Origin of the sequence: Leuconostoc sp. DB-1, assembly GCF_013414845.1 — a bacterium.
Taxonomy (GTDB): Bacteria; Bacillota; Bacilli; order Lactobacillales; family Lactobacillaceae; genus Leuconostoc; species Leuconostoc mesenteroides.
The window spans coordinates 997,629-1,010,929 of sequence record NZ_JABFNJ010000001.1 but is presented as its reverse complement, the minus strand read 5'-3'; the positions used below and the strand labels follow the sequence as shown (position 1 = coordinate 1,010,929).

General features: G+C 37.4%; 20 protein-coding genes. All 20 read left to right on the top strand.

From position 1 onward, the window contains the following. The first annotated feature begins 252 nt into the window (after positions 1-252). The 20 genes from HFP47_RS04860 to HFP47_RS04765 all read left to right on the top strand — a co-directional run bounded on the left by HFP47_RS04860 (position 253) and on the right by HFP47_RS04765 (position 13,299). Positions 253-447, top strand: coding sequence for a helix-turn-helix domain-containing protein (locus HFP47_RS04860; protein ID WP_050891590.1), 195 nt, complete (start codon positions 253-255; stop codon positions 445-447). Between the two features lie 4 nt (positions 448-451). Beyond that, positions 452-1,153, top strand: coding sequence for a putative HNHc nuclease (locus HFP47_RS04855; RefSeq protein WP_179876143.1), 702 nt, complete (start codon positions 452-454; stop codon positions 1,151-1,153). 117 nt (positions 1,154-1,270) lie between these two features. Next, positions 1,271-1,447, top strand: coding sequence for a hypothetical protein (locus HFP47_RS04850; RefSeq protein WP_179876142.1), 177 nt, complete (start codon positions 1,271-1,273; stop codon positions 1,445-1,447). Then, positions 1,448-1,879: a RusA family crossover junction endodeoxyribonuclease gene (locus tag HFP47_RS04845; protein WP_134086875.1), complete on the top strand. Its 432-nt coding sequence runs from the start codon at positions 1,448-1,450 to the stop codon at positions 1,877-1,879. Continuing rightward, positions 1,876-2,319 carry a hypothetical protein gene (locus tag HFP47_RS04840; protein WP_179876141.1) on the top strand — a complete coding sequence of 148 codons (444 nt, stop codon included), beginning with the start codon at positions 1,876-1,878 and terminating at the stop codon, positions 2,317-2,319. Before HFP47_RS04845 ends, HFP47_RS04840 begins: the two co-directional genes overlap by 4 nt. Beyond that, positions 2,316-2,585: a hypothetical protein gene (locus HFP47_RS04835; RefSeq protein ID WP_179876140.1), complete on the top strand. Its 270-nt coding sequence runs from the start codon at positions 2,316-2,318 to the stop codon at positions 2,583-2,585. The genes HFP47_RS04840 and HFP47_RS04835 overlap by 4 nt, the downstream gene beginning before the upstream one ends. Before the next feature lie 186 nt (positions 2,586-2,771). Beyond that, the gene (locus HFP47_RS04830) at positions 2,772-3,119 is read left to right on the top strand and encodes a hypothetical protein (RefSeq protein WP_179875886.1); all 348 of its coding nucleotides are present in this window, start codon (positions 2,772-2,774) and stop codon (positions 3,117-3,119) included. After that, on the top strand, positions 3,119-3,424 hold the full coding sequence (locus HFP47_RS04825; protein ID WP_179876139.1) for a hypothetical protein: 306 nt from the start codon (positions 3,119-3,121) through the stop codon (positions 3,422-3,424). The genes HFP47_RS04830 and HFP47_RS04825 overlap by 1 nt, the downstream gene beginning before the upstream one ends. 332 nt (positions 3,425-3,756) lie before the next feature. Then, positions 3,757-3,942 (top strand): hypothetical protein, encoded by a 186-nt coding sequence (locus tag HFP47_RS04820; RefSeq protein WP_179876138.1) that lies wholly within the window; start codon positions 3,757-3,759, stop codon positions 3,940-3,942. Between the two features lie 10 nt (positions 3,943-3,952). Further along, positions 3,953-4,345, top strand: coding sequence for a DUF722 domain-containing protein (locus HFP47_RS04815; protein WP_072614109.1), 393 nt, complete (start codon positions 3,953-3,955; stop codon positions 4,343-4,345). Positions 4,346-5,179: 834 nt separating this feature from the next. After that, the gene (locus HFP47_RS04810; protein ID WP_059442635.1) at positions 5,180-6,346 is read left to right on the top strand and encodes a DUF262 domain-containing protein; all 1,167 of its coding nucleotides are present in this window, start codon (positions 5,180-5,182) and stop codon (positions 6,344-6,346) included. Between the two features lie 143 nt (positions 6,347-6,489). Then, on the top strand, positions 6,490-6,687 hold the full coding sequence (locus HFP47_RS04805) for a hypothetical protein (protein WP_179876137.1): 198 nt from the start codon (positions 6,490-6,492) through the stop codon (positions 6,685-6,687). Positions 6,688-6,734: 47 nt separating this feature from the next. Further along, entirely contained in the window at positions 6,735-6,995 is a 261-nt protein-coding gene (locus HFP47_RS04800; protein WP_179876136.1) for a hypothetical protein, read from the top strand. A gap of 113 nt (positions 6,996-7,108) precedes the next feature. Beyond that, positions 7,109-7,705 (top strand): hypothetical protein, encoded by a 597-nt coding sequence (locus tag HFP47_RS04795; protein ID WP_179876135.1) that lies wholly within the window; start codon positions 7,109-7,111, stop codon positions 7,703-7,705. Between the two features lie 53 nt (positions 7,706-7,758). Continuing rightward, positions 7,759-8,031: a hypothetical protein gene (locus tag HFP47_RS04790; protein ID WP_179876134.1), complete on the top strand. Its 273-nt coding sequence runs from the start codon at positions 7,759-7,761 to the stop codon at positions 8,029-8,031. A 38-nt stretch (positions 8,032-8,069) separates the two neighbouring features. Then, positions 8,070-8,576: a terminase small subunit gene (locus HFP47_RS04785; protein WP_179876133.1), complete on the top strand. Its 507-nt coding sequence runs from the start codon at positions 8,070-8,072 to the stop codon at positions 8,574-8,576. Next, on the top strand, positions 8,563-9,858 hold the full coding sequence (locus tag HFP47_RS04780; protein ID WP_179876132.1) for a PBSX family phage terminase large subunit: 1,296 nt from the start codon (positions 8,563-8,565) through the stop codon (positions 9,856-9,858). Before HFP47_RS04785 ends, HFP47_RS04780 begins: the two co-directional genes overlap by 14 nt. 8 nt (positions 9,859-9,866) lie before the next feature. Beyond that, positions 9,867-11,441, top strand: a complete 1,575-nt coding sequence (locus HFP47_RS04775) for a phage portal protein (RefSeq protein ID WP_257229719.1) — start codon at positions 9,867-9,869, stop codon at positions 11,439-11,441. After that, complete coding sequence (locus HFP47_RS04770; RefSeq protein WP_179876131.1) at positions 11,438-12,577, top strand: phage minor capsid protein; 1,140 nt, start codon at positions 11,438-11,440, stop codon at positions 12,575-12,577. Before HFP47_RS04775 ends, HFP47_RS04770 begins: the two co-directional genes overlap by 4 nt. 92 nt (positions 12,578-12,669) lie before the next feature. After that, complete coding sequence (locus tag HFP47_RS04765; RefSeq protein ID WP_084034210.1) at positions 12,670-13,299, top strand: phage scaffolding protein; 630 nt, start codon at positions 12,670-12,672, stop codon at positions 13,297-13,299. The last annotated feature ends 2 nt before the right edge of the window (positions 13,300-13,301 follow it).

The window sequence follows — 13,301 nt, the reverse complement described above, 5'->3', positions numbered from 1 at the left end:
AATCTCTGAGTTTACGGAATTAATAGATTCTCGGGAAACTATTCGACCAAAAATAATCACTTTGAATCGTACTAATTACAGAAATCGGGGAAGTTGGTCAAACCTACTTCAAGCAAGAACGCCATTAAACTTCAACGCAGAAAAACTCAACATTTGGGTCAAGATAAAGACCTCCCGCTGGTTTATTTAAGCATATAAATAATGCTCAATATAAATATTATAACCTAGAAAGGAAATAAACAAGGTCAAAAAATGTCCAAATATTACGGTAATGAAATAAAAAATATTTTGATCAAAAAACACAAAACTATTTATTGGTTATCTAAGAAATCTGGTATTCCATATAGCACAATAAATCCGATTATTAGAAATGAACGTAGTCCAATGTTTGAAACCATTATTAAAATTGCGGATGCGCTAAATGTTAAAACGGATGAATTAAGGTGAACCGTTGACTGAATTATTTGGACAAGTGAATAAGCTAGATCCAAACAAAGGGTTAGTCACATTGCGAATGAGCGATGATGATTTGCACACATTGCAGAAGTATCACGAAACTAATCAGCAACAAATTCTATCGGTGGTAGCTAGTGATGATAATGAACCAACACCAAAACAGCGTAGATTTGCGTTCGCGTTACTCAATGACATTTGGTTGTCGCAAGTAGGTGGAGCATGGTTAGAGACTGTTGAAAGCACGAGAAGGCACTTTTACGGCACGTACGAGTATTACCATGGCTTGGACTTTGGCGAATTCAGTCTGAGCACAGTCAAGGGCAACAAGTCGGACACAAACGAGTTTATCAACATGCTATTAGATTATGCAGCACTTCACGACATTGCTTTGAGTGTGAAACCGTTGAACGAGCTGGAGCCGCAGGAAATAGCGCACTGGGAATATCAATGTTTGATGAACAAGTGTTGTGTGATATGTGGCAAGAGACCTAGCGATTTGCACCATTTAGACACGATTGGCCAAGGGGTAGACAGGCGCAAGACTAACCATTTGAAACACAGAGCCGTGCAATTATGTCGTATTCATCATCAAGAGGCGCACTCGTTAGGAATTGAAACATTCTTACAGAAGCACCACCTGACAGGCATCAAGATAGATGAACGAATTGCAGAGGCTCATAGATTAAATATTAGATAGACAGCAACAATCGTTTTAAGACGTTAAAAACTGTTTAGGTGTAAATACACTAAACTGCATTTAAAAATTCAAATAAGACGGTTTCTGTGGACGTGAGAGCAAATGAGAGGTATAGAGATGGCGACAAGTAAAAGATTAAGTCCATTTGAAGAAGCAAGGCAAGCATTTTTAACTCCAGATGGCAAACCACGAGGTGTGGTTGATGGTCGATATGCATTGGAAGTAATTAACAAATTGGAAAGACGTATAAAAAATCATAATGACTTAATTATTATGCAGAGGGCAAGCCGATAAATGTTCAAATTTGAGACAGAATTAACAGTTAATCCAGCACCTCATAATCAATCAAATTTTAATAAGTTTGGAAAAGTTTACAAGAGCAAGCAAGAAAAAGCTTACATTGCGGATTTGGCGATTAGGTTGAAGTCTAAATTGAATCGTAGTAAGTTCAAAAGATTTGGTCCGCAACCGATACGTGTTGATTACGTGTTCGGTTTCATGCCACCGCGGTCGTGGAGCAAGAAGAAAAAGTTATCAGCGCTTAATCGTGAGATATACCCAACATCATCACAGCTAGGTGATTGGGATAACTTATGCAAGTCCACACAAGATAGGTTGAATGCACTGATTATTGAAGATGATCGTTTCATTGTAGATGGCCGAGGGCGGAAGATTTACACCGAAAAACCTTATTTGAAGATTGAAATAGAGGAGGTTAAACAATGACAAACTATGCGACAGGATTTTGTATCGTGGAAAGGTCACGAGGATTTGAAGAGGCTTGCACATGGATGCAGAAAAAGTTAAAACCTGAAACAGCAGGAGGAGAAGAAAGTGACCATTTTTGGAGTGAGTCACAAACAAAAGCTTTAATAACTATGTTAAGTGACGGTTATGGAATTGATGAAATATCTGCGAAATTAGGTAAGACGAAATTACAAATATACGCTAAAAGAAGATTGTTAGCCAGCAATGGGGTAGTAAGTAAGCCTGTTCCACCATCGGAGATAAAAAAACAGCGCAAGGGTCAATTTATTGAGTTGGTTGAACAAGGTGAAAATAACGTTAAATTAATCGCCGATAAAATAGGTTGTTCTACTACGGCTGTCTATGAGTATGCCAAAGAAACTGGCTACGAAATAAAGAGTGGGAGAGTAATAATATGACGATCGAAAAATACAACAAGTCTGTTCAAGACAGAAACAATAAACAAGCGGTATCTGACGGACGTTTCACCGGCTCGTTTGAACGCAGGTCGGCAATACAACGTCACAAAATGGCGCAACGGAAACAAAGAGTTCGGTTGTTATTACAAGAAGGCATCACTAGCATTGATGTTCTAGCGCAACATTTCACTATTAGCGTATCAACAATGCGTGGCGTTATCTATCAAATGGGATTAAGGATTGAAAACAGTCGGGTGGTTGTATGACGATATACAAAATAACGGCTGTACCGTCACATTTCATGGAGCTGTTTAACTCATACTACGATTATGAATACCAAAACGGCGAGTATGTGTCAGATAAACACTATGAGGCACTAAAAGCAGAAGTAGAGCATTTCAACAGCAACGTATCGAAAGCTGTGACTATAAAAATAGAGAAAGTGTGATGAGATGAAAATAGTTAGCTTACAGAGCGTGACAAACGACGGTGAGTTTGCACTAAATGAAATCGTATACGACAAAATGTTAGTACAAGTCGGCGACGAGTGTTTCAAAAATCAAAGGGACGGAAGTTTTGAACCAATAAACTCTATCCCAAAAGTTACTGAAATAAATTATCAACAGGGTGACTTTGATGCGTATGGTTTTGAAATATACACCGTCCACACATCAGACGGCCACATCAGAGTGTTGCCGGCCGACAAGTATATTGCGGAATGGAGCGACGACACCGACCGTATCAGTCCTGATGAAATCGGCAATGATATTCATGAGTTTTTACACGGAGGAGATAAGTGATGACACTTAAAGAGAAGAAAATAGCAGCCAGTGGTCTTGGTTGGTTAAACGCATTATTAACACCATTGGTATTTATGATTATGTGGAACTGGTTTATTGTTAAAATCGGTGCGCCCCAAATTAACTACTGGTTATCATTTGGAATTGTTCTAACTGCTGATTTTATAATCATGATGCCATCACAGTTAAATGAAAAAGCGTTGAATAATGACGTTGAATACCGATACAAATTGAACACTTTTAGTACATCATCAATAATTATGACAATGATTTTTGCTTTGATCGTGCACTTATTTGTGGGGTGAGAGTCAATGATTGAAATAGGACACAACTTACAGCATGCGATTGAGTTTGGCATGTTATTGTCAGCAATGGTAACAGCGGTGCATATCGTGATGAAATTTGTAACAGAAATGTGATCTCACTATAAGTGATTTATGTAGACAAGTATCAATATTTGTATTGTTATACCAAAAATAGAAATTACTTTCGTGCCATGACTATGTATTAAAAAGCGAATCAGAAGAGTAATCAGCAGTAGAACAATCATCAAATAAATTAAAGCGTGAAGTAATTGTAATGTCATGCTTAGTTATCCAATCGTTTTCTAACATTATAACATTTAGAAGGGAAATTCATGAAAATCATAGACATAGAAGTGTACATCGTTGGTTTCCGCAAGACAGATAATGACGAGTGGGAAACATCTGGTGCAACTTATGGCAATCAGATTGACGCACAAGCAGTCATGAATAAATTGAGCAAAGAGACACCACAACAGTTGAAGCTATTTAAATTTGGAAGGGCAGTACCAGTGGAGTAGAAAGGGAGACATGGCGGATAGAGTTGATAGCATTTTGAGAGACTACTTCTCTGGTCGTCTCGAATTAAGAATTAAACAGCGTATAGAAACGATACGGTATGACAGTCAAGAAGTTGATGAGAATATTGGAGGTGGTCGAGCGCAGAACAAACACACACGTCCAGTTGATGACATGGTGATACGTATTGAGCAGGATAGATACCTTAATAGCCTCAAAAAGCAAAAGGAAGATGTCGAGCGTTGGATAGCCACGTTTGAGCCTGACAAGCAGAAGGTGGTTGCGTATTATTATGCAAGCAAGTCTGTCACGTGGGTAAAGGTAGCACAGCAGTTTCACATATCTGAAAGAACAGCAATCGCTTGGCGTACAGAGGTCAAACACATATTAGGCGCAGTCCTATAATACTGCGGTTTTTATGCAGTTTTATGCATAAATATAGGGTTATATTTGTATCATCAGATAATTGATAAGACATCACTAAAAAGTGAAATAAATTTATACGACGCAAACTATAAGTAAATTTTTAAAAATAGAAGAAGGTAAATAGTGGAACTAATTTATATATTTGGGCCAATGGTTTTATCTATAATTGCTTTGGTGATATCCACTTTTCAAATCGGATATACAGTTGGCAAAAATAAAAATGCCGGAAAAGACTCAAAGGATAATTAAACAGGGTTATTGCTCATCCATTAAAAGCAACGTTACACACGCTTCGGAAAAAGCCACTGTGTATGTAAAAATACGATAGGTTGGAATATCTATCATTATGGATAGCAACATGATGGCCATGTTCGAGTGAACGTTTATCTCGCAGTCACGTACTCACATATTCGTTTACTCGGTTAGAAAAAATATGAAGACATCTTATATAGGGTTCAAGTCCCTATCTATTCGTTGCGGTCACTCGCAAACACAACCTAGGATAATGACATTTTATCGTACATAGTGTTAATTTCCATTTTGGAAATAACCACATTGAACAATCAACTAATGGTTTATAGTTAAATCGGTTGAAATCAGTCGGTTTTGCATACGTGGCAATATAACATAAAAGGTTATTATTTCATTTTAAAAAATAGCAGCTATTTTTTAAAATGAAAATATTGTTGTTTTTAAAGCATTAAATGTAAAAAAATGAAATAGCAGCTTTAAATTTTACAAAAAATAAATTTGACATTTTAAGTAGCTGCTATTATAATAAAGATATTAATTTATGTAAAGGAAAATAAAAACATGATTAACAAGAGATTGGTTACAGCAACATCATATGACCCTACAAAGCAAAGCCAAAGTCAAACAATATCGCAACTGAATGATGATATTGAGAACAAAAAAATTAGTCTACCTATTTATCAACGTGATTTGAGTTGGACACTGAAAAAAGTTGTAGATTTGTTTAACTATCAGTTATATGGGAAGGCACCCGTTTCACCTTTATCGCTAAACCAAATTAGCTTGGCTGCAAATAACTATCTTGTTCCTCAAGTTGAGTTACTGTCACGGAATTTAATTGATGACGAAGATATTCGTGAAGGTCAAAAATCTGTCATAGATGGTCAACAAAGATTAACTAGTAATTATAAAGCTTATTGTGACGATGATAGTTTTAGAAATATTGTACTTGATTTAAGTAGGGGATATTTTCGTGAAGTAAAGCAAAGCCCAAACAATAATCAGATTCCAGTTGGTAAATTGTTAAATAAAAATGATCAAATACTTTATAGTTATTTGAATAACGTTGCCCAAATTACTGATTTTAATGACATTTCTATTATTTTGAAGGCTCGTACAAAAATAAATCAATATAGCTACACGCTTCACATTGCAAATGGGATGGATGAGAGAGAACAAATCCAATGGTTTGAGGTTTTGAACAACGCAGGTAGCAAAGTCAGTGCTCTTCAAATGACATTTGCTAAATTAGGGTCCAAAGGCTTTGACATATATGCTAGCTATGGAGAACCATTTCGCAACAAGATTGATGCATTTGATCTTGATGAATTATTTTCTCCGTACACCACAAATGTTTCATACCCCATTGCAATGCTGAATCCTGAGTTAGAATTAATTCAAGGGAAAAATCATTCAAATAACTTTGCTCCTATACCATCCGATACAAAAGAAAGCCAGTTAACAAAACTCACTGTGTCTGAATTAAAAAATATTACATCCAAAACGCTTGAGTCCTTAGACTTTGCACTGTCATTTATTGATGACAATAATTTATCGTCCTATGTCAATCGCATGGACTATATTATGTATGTGACTGGATACATTTCGTATAAAGGACATTCAAATATAAATGGTGATGGGCTTATTGATTGGGTTAAGAATGTTGACTTCTCTAACAAGTCCAATAGTGAGAGAAGACAGTTATATACTGACTTGTTAGCTATTTAGAATGGTTGATGTATACAGCTTAATTTATTATTAAATTTTAGAAAAATCACTTTGACGGTGGTTTTTTAGTACATAAAAATACACGGTCCAACTTGCGAATCTAAAACAGATACGCAGGTTGGACCTTTTGTTTGGAGTTAAACATGAATGAATCAGAGAAGAAACTACGCAAGAGACGTAGACATATCAAACAGGCGACTGATGTTAATCGCAAGCACGCTGACATGATGAAAACGGAGAGCGTTGCACGACATAAGCGCTCACGTATTCAGGTTAGGTCAGAAGTGTTAGAGAATAGGCAGATTGACTACAAGAGCCGCATGAAGTGGTTAGAGAATTAACGGTCTATAACGTACTATGATGTATCAACAATTCTAGGAGAATAGATATGGCATTAGCAAGGGAAGACATTAACTTTGAGAACATCAAGCGTGAAGCAGATGTGGAGATGTTAGTTAAAAACATGGTGCAGACTGACAACATGATCGCTCATTTGAAAGATGAACAGTTTGAAATGCGCAATGAGATAAAGGAACATAAAGAAACTATCAGCAAGCTTGAAAATGATATTCAACTTCTCAAAAAGAGAAGAGATGGAACATGTTATGGCAGGATAGCTTGGAAGAAAATATTAACCATACCCAAATAGCATTACTTGTTGTGGGAACTATTAATATTTTATTCACTTATTTCATGAGCAGATAATTTCTAATCCAACCCACGTCTCTCTAGTAGTATAATTACTGTTATCGGAGGTTGGAGATGCTTTATAAATGGTGGAAAACATTAATTTGTCTTATTGGTGGCGGAGTGTTAGGTGGAATAATAGTTTTAGTTTGCTTAAAAAAACTATCACTTAATTATGGGACAGTTCCTGATTGGATTGGATTATTAGTATTGTTATTTTTTGGAAGTACATTTTTGGATAGAATGCATAGAGATGGCGAAGTTCAGCTTGTAATAACCAAAAAAAGTAATAGTGATGATGCACCCTATGCTATGTACGGTATTAGAGTAAAAAATTTTACAACTAACAAAATGGTGGTGACTGAACGAGGAGTGTTGGTAGTAAAAAAAGACAAGAAAAAAATTAGTTTGTCAAAAGCAAAGAGAAAACCAATTCCAACCATGTTTGAAAAAATAGTTGTTGAGCCTGGTGATATGTCTGATTCTGAAGTTAACTCGGAAGACATTGCTTTACTTGAAGCAACACTAGGAGTTGAGATTAGCGATTCTATTAAAAGGTTAGAACTTATACCATATGCTAAGTTAATTAATGGAACTTATATATATGGACAAAATACAACTTATTTGGATTGGAAAAAATTGGATGAAGATATGGAAAATAGGTATCACTAGTAAACGTCGAGCGTATAAGCGCTTTTTATTTTGCAGTGAATGAGGAGAACATTATGCAGCAAGGACACCCAAGACACAAACAATTGAGAAGAGCTAGGCATGAAATGGCAATGCATAGACGGTATATGTTTGCTAAAAAGATAAATGAAGGCATGCATAGTTTTGTTAATGGCGTTAGAAAAGTAATGAATAGTGTCGTTAACGCTATATTTAACACCTTGGAGACAGAAACACTCAAAGAAAAACCCGAAATTAAAGACATTTATAGTGAAATGCATAACCCTAAAGGACTAATGCAGATAGTTCCACCTAAATTTAACGAGTAGTTTACTAATCGACATTGAAAGGAGGTGCCTTAAATGACATGAAATTAACACCGAAACAACAGAAGTTTGCTGATGAATATATAAAGACCGGTAATGCCACGCAGTCAGCGATTGAGGCGGGTTATAGTAAGAAGACGGCGCAGGTTATAGGTGCTGAAAACCTATCAAAACCTATGGTTAAATCATACATAGAAGAGCGCATGGCTGAAATAAAGTCAAACCGTGTTATGAGCTACACAGAAGCTGTTGAATTGCTTACTAGCATTGCTAGGGGTGAGTTAAAAGAGACCGTTGTTGTAGGCACCCCTGTTGGTGCTGAAACAGTTGAAAAAGAAGCAGACCTCAAAACAAGAATTAGTGCTTTGAAAGAAATCATGAAGCGCTATCCTGGCAATGATAAGTTGGTTGAACAGCAAATACGCAAGCTTAGTGCTGAGGCTGATATTGCTGAAGCTAATGCAAGAGAAGTTACTGATAATGGCACCGCCAATGAGATACGTGTGATTGGTTTCGATAGGAGGGCAGAAGAAGATGAACGTAGCTAAATTAGTTAATCCAGCTTTTGACCATTTATGGGAAACAAACGCATCTAATATTATCGAAGAGGGAGGGCGTGCCAGTACCAAATCTAGTGCGATTAGTATGTATCTTGCAATGGGTATGATGGCTGACGAAGATGCTAATGTGGTTTGTTATCGTAAGGTAGCAGGAAACTTAAAACGCAGTGTGTATGAACAGATTAAATGGGCTTTAGATGAATTACATGTATCGTGGTTATTCCGTTTTAAAACGTCACCCATGGAGATTATAGACAGACGTAATGGTAGTGGCTTTTACTTCTCTGGTGTTGATGACCCTAGTAAGCAAAAGTCGTTCAAGATAGCTAAGGGATATGTGCGTTGGTTGTGGTTTGAAGAAGCTACTGAGTTTAGCAATTTTACTGAAATACACACAGTGCAGTTATCATATACACGTCAAAAGCTACCTAAAGGCATGCAAGTTATTACGATATTCTCGTATAACCCACCACGTAATCCTTATGACTGGATTAACGAATGGGTTGAAACAGTTCGTGATGACCCTGATTTCTTAGTAGTACATACGACGTACTTAGATGATAAACTGCACTTCCTGTCTGAACAGTATTTACACGACATTGAGAAGTATAAAGTTAATGATCATGACTATTACAGATGGCAATTTTTAGGTGAGCCTGTTGGTCTTGGCACAAACGTCTATAAGATGGACTTATTCCAACGACTGGAACACTTAGAAGATTTAGATGATTCTGTTGTTGATTTGTACTTCTCTGCCGATGTTGGTCACTCTGTTTCTGCTACTGCGGTTGGCTGCTATGGTGTAACTTATCATCGTAAGGTAGTGCTGCTAGATACTTGGTATTACAGTCCAGAGGGTAGGGTTGATAAAATGGCTACTGATGACTTGTCTAAGAACGTTCATGATTTCATAGAGCGTATGTATGCTAAGTATGGTAAACCTATCAGCAACATGACAATGGATAGTGCTGAAGCAGCGTTGAGAAACCAGTATCACAAGGACTTTAGTGTTGATTGGCATCCAATAGCAAAACTAAAGAAACCAGACATGATTGATCGTGTGCAGAATTTACTTGCACAGGGTCGTTTTTATTATCTGCCAACTGAAACAAATCTTGATAAGTTCATTGAAGAACACAAGCGTTATCAGTGGGACGAGAAAACACTACATGCTGAAAAGCCTGAAGTTATCAAAATAGCAGACCACACATGCGATAACTTCCAGTATTTTGTTCTTGACAACGAAGATGTGCTAGACCTTGCATGGTAGGAGCAATTATGACAATCAGAGATAAACTACACCATTTTTTTACGAAAGGAAAAATAAGCATGGGCTTTGGAAAATCACTTGCAAATATAACTGATGACCCACGCGTTAACTTGCCTGTCAGTGAAATTACAAGAATTAGAGAAGACTTGGACTATTACAGTGATGTGTTTGCTGATGTTCATTTCTACAATACGAACAACGAACGGCGTCAACGAAAGTTATCAACGCTATCTGTCACTCATCAGGCAGCGCGTAAATTAGCGTCAGTTATATTCAATGAACAGGTAACTGTATCTGTAACTGGTGAAAATATCGATACTTTTATTAACGGTGTGTTGACTGACAACTTGTTTAATTTGAAGTATGAAGAGTATTTAGAAACTGGTATCGCTACTGGGGGATTTGCTATTCGACCATACGTGGATAATAACAAGATTAAGTTAGCTTGGGTACGTGCAGACCAATTTGTACCGTTGCAATCTAACACAAATGATATTCAATCAGCGGTTATTGTCAATCGAACAACCAAATCAGAGAACAATAAGACTGTTTGGTACTCGTTACTAGAATTTCATGAATTCGATGGGATTAGTGAAGAAACGATTACTAATGAGCTATACCGCTCCGAAAACGTTGGTGAGATAGGACAACAAGTTAATTTAACTGTTCTTGATGAGTTTGCTGACTTACCAGAGCAAGTTATTATTAGCGACATTGTAAGACCTACATTCGCCTACTTCAAAACGCCTGGCAAGAACAACAAGTCAATCGAAAGCCCGCTAGGTATCGGGATTGTAGAAAATAACAAACACGTTATTAATGCAATCAATACAGCACAAGACCAATTCCATCGAGAAGTAAAGCTGGGTAAGAGACGCATAGCGATTGATGGTTCATTAATGAAACCGTCAACGTCACACGCTGGAGATGAGAGTAATCAAGGCTATCCTATATTTGATACCGACGATGATGTGTTTATGCAAGTTGGTAAAACAAAAGATGGTAAGCCGATTATTGAAGACCTGACTAACGATATTCGTGTGCAACAGTACAATGATTCACTTCAAGTGTTTGTGCGTGAGTTTGAGAACAATATAGGGCTATCACAAGGAACATTGTCTACTGATGCTACAAAGAGCGATAAAACAGCAACAGAAGTTGTTTCTGATAACAGTGAAACGTATCGTACTCGTTCAAGCTATATTACTCAAGTTGAAAAACAAATTAAAGAGTTGATTATATCAATCGTTCAATTAGCCACTAAGCCTGAGTTGTTTGACAACCAATCAGCACCACTATCGGTTGATTTAGTCAATAATCCATTAGAGATTAACCTACACTTTGACGATGGTGTGTTTGTTGATAAAGACAAACAACTTGAAGAAGATTTAAAGGTTGCAATTGCCGGTTTCATGCCTAAGAAACAATTCTTAATGCGTAATTACGGTTTGAGTGAAGATGATGCCGACAAATGGCTCGAAGAGTTACAAAGTGAAGCACCTGAAACAGACAATATTCCTAATGAACAGGCTGGAATGTTGGGTGGCAATGATGGCGAAGGCAGCGGAGGCGATGATGAATGATTACGCCAAATACGATGCAACAGCAAGCAAATAGTATATCTGATATCTATGCAAAACTAGAACAAGATATATTTAAACTGCTGATTGATGCAGTTAAAGACAGTGATTGGGATAAAATCAATGGCGATAACGCAATGATGTGGCAAGTTGAACAACTTAGCAAAATGCATGCGTTAACTCGTGATGTGATCAAGATAGTGGCTAAAGCTAATAAAGTATCAGAGCATGAATTAACAAGCATGATTAAGCGTAACGGCTTGCAGATAGTGTTAGAGATTGACAAACAATTACAGGGAATAATGAAGAAACAAGTCACTGTTGGTGATGATGTTTCTAACATGTTAGATTCAATCATGCGACAGACATTCCTTGATATTAATAACAACGTTAATCAAACACTATTGACTACTAATTACGATAATAATGCAGCTATGAAGACGTTTCAAAGTATCGTCAAGGAATCAACGCTAGAAGTAACAAGTGATCTTAAAACGCCAGAAAAAGCCGTTAGAGATAACGTGTATAAATGGGTTGATAAGGGTATTCAGACTACTTTAGTTGATAAAGGGAATCATGGCTGGTCGTTGGAAAGTTACTCCAGACTAGTTGTTAATGCGACAGCTCATAGAACATTTAACGACTTGCGGTTAAAACGTATGCATGACTACGGTATGGGACAAGCGATGATGAGTTCACACCCTGCCGCTCGTGAAGCATGTGCGCCTATTCAAGGTAAGGTGGTCAATGTTGTAACAGAGGATAATGAAGCTTATAACCCAAAGTATGACAGTATTTATAATCACGGTTATGGAAACCCTCAAGGGACACAAGGAATTAACTGTAGTCACACATTAACGCCATTTGACCCAGATGTGAACACTGATGTTACACCTAAGCAATATGACCCTGACGAAGCGATGAAACGTAGCCAAGAGCAACAAAAGCAACGTAATATGGAGCGGGCTATACGTGGTAGCAAGAAACGTTTAGCAGCGGCACAAGAACTAAACGACCAAGAAATGGCATCAAGAATGAAGTCTCGTATATCTAATCAGCAGAAAAAATTGCGAGAATTTATTGGTGATAAAGACTACCTAGGGCGTGATTACAGCCGTGAGCAAATTTATAGTAAATAATTATGTGGACCCGAGCACGTCCCTTATAAAAGGCTTTTTAAAGTTCAAAAAATTCGGTGACGTTACACCGTAAAAACACGAAGGAGATTTTTATGAACAGGGATACATTGCAAAAGTTTGGTCTATCAGATGAACAGGTAAACCAAGTCATGGCTGAACATGGTAAAGATTTAGAGAAGTCAAAGGGCGTTGAGAGTGAATTAGAACAGTTGAAACAACAAAACACTGATCTAACATCACAAATTGCCGAACGCGACAAGCAACTCAAAGACTTATCAGGTAAGGCTGGCGACAACGAAGAACTTCAAACTCAAATCAAGGCATTGCAAGACCAAAACAAGCAAGCTAAGACTGATTATGAAGCCAACATTGCCACATTGAAGCGTGATGGTGCTATTGAACTAGCTTTGCGTGAAGCTAAGGCTAAAAACCCCAAGGCTGTTAAAGCATTGCTGAACGGCGACAACATTACGATTGATGACGACGGTGTGCATGGTCTGAAAGAACAACTTGAGCAATTACAAGAAAGTGATGGTTATCTATTTACTGCCGAACAAGAAGGTGCAAAGCCGGGTGTTAAGATTACTGGTTCTGGCAATCCTTCCGGTGGTTCAAACGAGGTACCAAAGCTTAGCGAATTGTCATACAAACAAGCGCTTGAACTTAAGAGCTCTAATCCAGAGGTCTATGAACAGGCGGTTGCACAAAATAAAGGAGAATAATT

Coding starts and splice junctions, on each gene's coding strand:
- HFP47_RS04820 (WP_179876138.1), top strand. CDS start 3,757: ATGAAAATCATAGACATAGAAGTGTACATCGTTGGTTTCCGCAAGACA.
- HFP47_RS04815 (WP_072614109.1), top strand. CDS start 3,953: ATGGCGGATAGAGTTGATAGCATTTTGAGAGACTACTTCTCTGGTCGT.
- HFP47_RS04795 (WP_179876135.1), top strand. CDS start 7,109: ATGCTTTATAAATGGTGGAAAACATTAATTTGTCTTATTGGTGGCGGA.
- HFP47_RS04770 (WP_179876131.1), top strand. CDS start 11,438: ATGATTACGCCAAATACGATGCAACAGCAAGCAAATAGTATATCTGAT.
- HFP47_RS04785 (WP_179876133.1), top strand. CDS start 8,070: ATGAAATTAACACCGAAACAACAGAAGTTTGCTGATGAATATATAAAG.
- HFP47_RS04830 (WP_179875886.1), top strand. CDS start 2,772: ATGAAAATAGTTAGCTTACAGAGCGTGACAAACGACGGTGAGTTTGCA.
- HFP47_RS04800 (WP_179876136.1), top strand. CDS start 6,735: ATGGCATTAGCAAGGGAAGACATTAACTTTGAGAACATCAAGCGTGAA.
- HFP47_RS04860 (WP_050891590.1), top strand. CDS start 253: ATGTCCAAATATTACGGTAATGAAATAAAAAATATTTTGATCAAAAAA.
- HFP47_RS04765 (WP_084034210.1), top strand. CDS start 12,670: ATGAACAGGGATACATTGCAAAAGTTTGGTCTATCAGATGAACAGGTA.
- HFP47_RS04810 (WP_059442635.1), top strand. CDS start 5,180: ATGATTAACAAGAGATTGGTTACAGCAACATCATATGACCCTACAAAG.
- HFP47_RS04850 (WP_179876142.1), top strand. CDS start 1,271: ATGGCGACAAGTAAAAGATTAAGTCCATTTGAAGAAGCAAGGCAAGCA.
- HFP47_RS04840 (WP_179876141.1), top strand. CDS start 1,876: ATGACAAACTATGCGACAGGATTTTGTATCGTGGAAAGGTCACGAGGA.
- HFP47_RS04825 (WP_179876139.1), top strand. CDS start 3,119: ATGACACTTAAAGAGAAGAAAATAGCAGCCAGTGGTCTTGGTTGGTTA.
- HFP47_RS04775 (WP_257229719.1), top strand. CDS start 9,867: ATGACAATCAGAGATAAACTACACCATTTTTTTACGAAAGGAAAAATA.
- HFP47_RS04835 (WP_179876140.1), top strand. CDS start 2,316: ATGACGATCGAAAAATACAACAAGTCTGTTCAAGACAGAAACAATAAA.
- HFP47_RS04790 (WP_179876134.1), top strand. CDS start 7,759: ATGCAGCAAGGACACCCAAGACACAAACAATTGAGAAGAGCTAGGCAT.
- HFP47_RS04845 (WP_134086875.1), top strand. CDS start 1,448: ATGTTCAAATTTGAGACAGAATTAACAGTTAATCCAGCACCTCATAAT.
- HFP47_RS04780 (WP_179876132.1), top strand. CDS start 8,563: ATGAACGTAGCTAAATTAGTTAATCCAGCTTTTGACCATTTATGGGAA.
- HFP47_RS04805 (WP_179876137.1), top strand. CDS start 6,490: ATGAATGAATCAGAGAAGAAACTACGCAAGAGACGTAGACATATCAAA.